This window comes from Corallococcus sp. CA053C (assembly GCF_003611675.1).
Lineage (GTDB): Bacteria > Myxococcota > Myxococcia > Myxococcales > Myxococcaceae > Corallococcus.
Genome location: NZ_RAWA01000609.1, coordinates 1 through 4,010, shown reverse-complemented (window position 1 = coordinate 4,010; position 4,010 = coordinate 1). Strand labels below are relative to the sequence as shown.

Here is a 4,010-nt window from a genome sequence, read left to right as displayed (position 1 = left end):
CGCCCGCCCCGGCCGACGCCCCCTTCGACGAGCAGGTCTTCATCGCGCAGATGAAATTCAACGAGGAGATGCACAAGGCCGGCGTGCTGGTGGCCTCCGAGGGCCTCAGCGCCTCTTCGGCCGGCGCGCACGTCGTCTTCAAGGGCGGCGACCCCGTCGTGAAGGACGGCCCCTTCGCGGAGACGAAGGAGCTCATCGGCGGCTTCTACGTGCTGGAGGTGAAGTCGAAGGAGGAGGCCATCGCGTGGGCCCGGCGCTACCCCGGCGGCATGGGCAACGACGACGTGATGGAGATCCGCCCGCTCACCGGCCCCGAGGACATCCCGCCCGAGTTCCTGGAGCTCATCAAGAAGGCGGCCCCGTCCTGGAGCGAGTCATTCACGAAGTCGTCGTAACCCCATTGTCACCGGGGGCAGGATCAGTTTGAGGCGGCAGCCCGGTTGAGGGGGCTGCCGCGGCTGGGGACGAAGCGGGCCCTGCCGGATGGGGCGACGCACCTGCGGTTCACCGGACTCGAGCTCCTCCGCCGGCTGGCCGCCCTGGTTCCTCCCCCGAGGCGAAACCGGGTGCGCTTTCATGGCGTCTTTGCCCCAGGCGCGAGACTCCGGCCATCGTCACCGGGTTCGAGGCCTGCCCCGCATCCGGCGAGGGTGAGACGGGTTTCCATCCGCCAGCGGCCCGAGCGTCCCTGGCCGTTTGCGCGACGTGCGAGGGCCCCCCCACCTTCTGGACGCTTCACACGGAGGGAGCGGCCGCCCGGGGACGGCGGAGGGCGTCGGGAGTCGCGGCGCCCTCCGCGCGAGGGTGTGCTCGCGGGCTTGTCTTGAACCTGGAGACTCCTGGAAGGCTCAGCGGACTCCGACGAAGTCGATACCCGCAGAGGAGATCTGGTCGTTCCACGGGCCTCCAGCGACGGAGTTGATGTCGCCCACGCTCTGGGTGGTGCTGAGACACCTGCCCGTCCGCGAGGGGTGTTCGCAGAGGGTCGCGCGATAGGGGCCGAGGATCCTCACGGAGGACAGGATGTCATCGAAGCCCAGGTCGCCCAGGAAGCCGACGCCGGAGGTGAGATGCAGGATGTTGCCTTCGAACTGGCCATGCTCGTAGAGGTACACCCCATCCGCGGCGGAGTAGGCCTGAACGGCATACGTGTAGTCCCCCTGCGTCGCCTTGTAGCCCGTCCCGTAGTCCGAGTACGCCCAGTTGCTGAGTCCCCCGGGTGACTTCTTCACCACCACGCTCCAGAGCTGGAACGGGAAGCGTGAGCTCACCCGGCCATGCAACTGGAGGGCGCGGTCGCTCGTGCCCCCCGAGAGGGCTCCGAGCTGGGAGTTCACGAAGCTGCCCAGGAAGCCGTTGCTCACCGCGCTCGTCACCGTCCGCGAGGTGAAGGCGAGGTGTGTGTAGTCATCCATGGTGTCGGATTGGACGTAGCTTCCATCCGTGTGCATCCAACCGGCCCAGCTTCCCTTCAAGGCCAGGGCATGCCAGAGGCGCCCCGGGGCGGCATTCTGGAGAAACGCATGGATGCCATACCAGCGGGCCTGGGCGTCGCCGCCCAGGGTGTAGGAGATGTTCCGGAAGGCGGTGCCGAAATCGCCAGGCAGGATGCTGGCGGAGGGGAGCAGCCGGTAGTTGAGGGCCAGGATGGCGTCAATCAGCCCCGCCCCCGGGAAGTCCATCATCAGGACCCCCGCGCGCTGGACGTTGCCGCCCACCAGGTGGTCGATGGCGTAGTCATTGACGCCCCGGATGGCCATCCCATCGCCTCCGGCCACCACGTTGGGGAAGGCCGCCACGGAGGAGCCACTGAGGAAGTTCACATACAGCGTGGGAGGGGCCCCCGCGTTCGTCCGCCCCAGGTGGTCCCGGACCTTGTCCCACTTGTTGTCGATGTCGAAGATCGTGGACACGGTCCAGTCATCCTGGAGGGCCAGCGAACCCCAGTTCACGCCGTAGGCTCCACCGCCGAAGTTGTCCAGGATGACAATCTTGCCGCGCACCTCCCCGAGCGTGGGCACATGGGTGCCTCGCCAGACGTAGGGGCTGTAGGCGGGCTGGTTGCGATACCACTCGAAGGTCTGTTGGAAGCTCCGGCTATTGCCGTCCGGGGTGTGTTCCTCCTTCACCCGCATGAGAATGGTTTCGCCGGGATGGTCGCGCAGGAACTGGGTGGTGGTCGTCAACACGTCGTCGAAGTTGGCGTTCAGGTAGACGACGCCATGGTGGATGGCGAACCGGTCACCAATGTGGCGACACCGGATGTCCAAGGCCCGGAGCCCCGCGTCCAGCTGGGCCCTCAGGCTCAGGGATTGGGTCTGGGTGAGGTCGCCGCCCGTCGAGGTGAACGCCATGGAGTCATGGGTGCCCGGCAGCGACAGGGAAGCGAGGCTCGCCGAGCCGGGCATCCAGCTCAACCAGTCGGGATGACTCGTTTCGATGCTGCCGGAGTGGTTGTAGTAGCGCCCACGGGCGGCAGCAGGGGTGGTCGCGAGCAGCGCGAGCAAGAGCACCGCCGCCGCGTTGCGCAGCCGGGGGGCAGGAAACGTCCGGTGGGACATGGGGCCTCGGGGGAGGAGGATGCGTGGGGTGAAGGCAGCCACACGCGAGGTGTGCGCTGTTGTCCGGGACCTAAGCAGGAATGGACGCGGATCCCCAGAGGCTTCGTACTTCACGGAAAAGCCCGGCCAACCCTCGCGGGCGCCGGGCTTTTCACGTCAAGCATTCCAGGCGGCTACGAGGTAAGCAAGGGCGCGTGTGACATCTGAGCGCGCCCGAGAAAGTAGGGTTTGAGGTCTCAAGAGTATCAAAGCAGGAGCCTGGAACGAGGAGGATGCCGCAGCGGCTCTCCCCTGCATGAGGGTTCGACAACACCCTCTGAGCTACCGTGGCTGGAGCAGGAATTCGCGCCGATGGCCGATCAGAGGCTTGACCTCTTCTGCGGCGCAAAGGAAGACATCGATCGCGCGGTCTGCGGCCTCGACAAGGCGGACGCCCGGGGCATCGCGCTGCGCAAGTCGCTGTGGCAGCCGGCGCTGAAGGGGCTGGCGGACAAGCTCAACGCGCCGTGAGGCGCTCGGCGTGCCTCCCCAAGCTGTAACGGACCAGGGGCAGCGCGCCCGGCCCGAAACCGACTTCTTCAGCAGCCTGCTAGGGGACGCCACCGCCTCTCCGCCGGCCCGGCGCGCGGCCCTTGGGCTCCCGTCAGCGGACCTCCCCTCCTCCCTCTCCGCACCAGCACGCCCCCTCAACAGGGCCCCGTCTTTCCCATGCGTGGCTCGGGTCGACGTTGTCATCCCCGGAGGGGCGGCACCAGCCTGATTACCTTGGGGGTATCGGGAGGACAATGAAACCAGAGCTCCAGGCGTATGCGTTGGGCGATCGGCTCCAGACGGGGCACCGGGCGACCGTCCACCACGCCGTGCGTACCACCGATGGACGCGCGATCCTCCTCAAGGTCCTCGAGCCTGAGCACAGCCGCCCGCAGGACCTCGAGCGGCTGAGGAAGGAATACGAGGTGGGGCATGCGCTCGCGGGCCTGGCCGTCGTCGAGCCGCTCGCCCTCTCGACGTTCGAGGGGCGGCCGGCGCTCGAGTTCGAGGACTTCCCGGGCGCTCCGCTTGAGAAGCTCGTGGGCGCGCCGATGCCCGTCGGGGACTTCCTTCACCTGGCGGTGCGTCTGGCCGGGATTGTCGCTGACATCCACGAGCGAGGCGTCATCCACAAGGAGATCAAGCCGGGAAACATCCTCTTCGCCCCCGGGAGTGGCGAGCTCAAGGTCTGGAACTTCAGCATCGCCGCGCGCAGCACACGTGCGCAGCCCCCTCCCCGCCCCACGCGGCTCATCGAGGGGTCGCTCCCCTACATGTCGCCAGAGCAGACGGGCTGGATGAACCGCTCCGTCGACAGCCGCTCCGACCTCTACGCCCTCGGCGTCACCTTCTACGAACTGCTCACGGGGCGCCTTCCCTTCGATGCGCGCGATCCCCTGGAATGGGTGCACTGCCACG

Annotated in this window: 5 protein-coding genes; 4 read left to right on the top strand and 1 reads right to left on the bottom strand. The window is 67.5% G+C overall.

Annotated features, from left to right (window positions below; translation table 11 throughout):
* Together D7V97_RS40875 and D7V97_RS46910 are read left to right on the top strand one after the other, a co-directional pair.
* Positions 1 to 395, top strand: a 395-nt coding sequence (locus D7V97_RS40875) for a YciI family protein (protein ID WP_120615965.1), incomplete at its 5' end; no start/stop codon positions are given.
* A gap of 45 nt (positions 396 to 440) precedes the next feature.
* Positions 441 to 827, top strand: coding sequence for a transposase (locus D7V97_RS46910; RefSeq protein ID WP_120615964.1), 387 nt, complete (start codon positions 441 to 443; stop codon positions 825 to 827).
* Between the two features lie 21 nt (positions 828 to 848).
* Here the strand turns inward: D7V97_RS46910 and D7V97_RS40865 are convergent, their stop codons facing one another.
* Positions 849 to 2,561, bottom strand: coding sequence for a phosphatidylinositol-specific phospholipase C domain-containing protein (locus D7V97_RS40865; RefSeq protein WP_120615963.1), 1,713 nt, complete (start codon positions 2,559 to 2,561; stop codon positions 849 to 851).
* A gap of 351 nt (positions 2,562 to 2,912) precedes the next feature.
* Between D7V97_RS40865 and D7V97_RS45065 the strand changes: the two genes are divergently transcribed.
* Together D7V97_RS45065 and D7V97_RS40860 are read left to right on the top strand one after the other, a co-directional pair.
* Positions 2,913 to 3,071 (top strand): hypothetical protein, encoded by a 159-nt coding sequence (locus D7V97_RS45065; RefSeq protein WP_158623561.1) that lies wholly within the window; start codon positions 2,913 to 2,915, stop codon positions 3,069 to 3,071.
* Between the two features lie 275 nt (positions 3,072 to 3,346).
* Positions 3,347 to 4,010 (top strand): serine/threonine-protein kinase (locus D7V97_RS40860; RefSeq protein ID WP_147445193.1); only part of this gene is annotated, 664 nt, incomplete at its 3' end.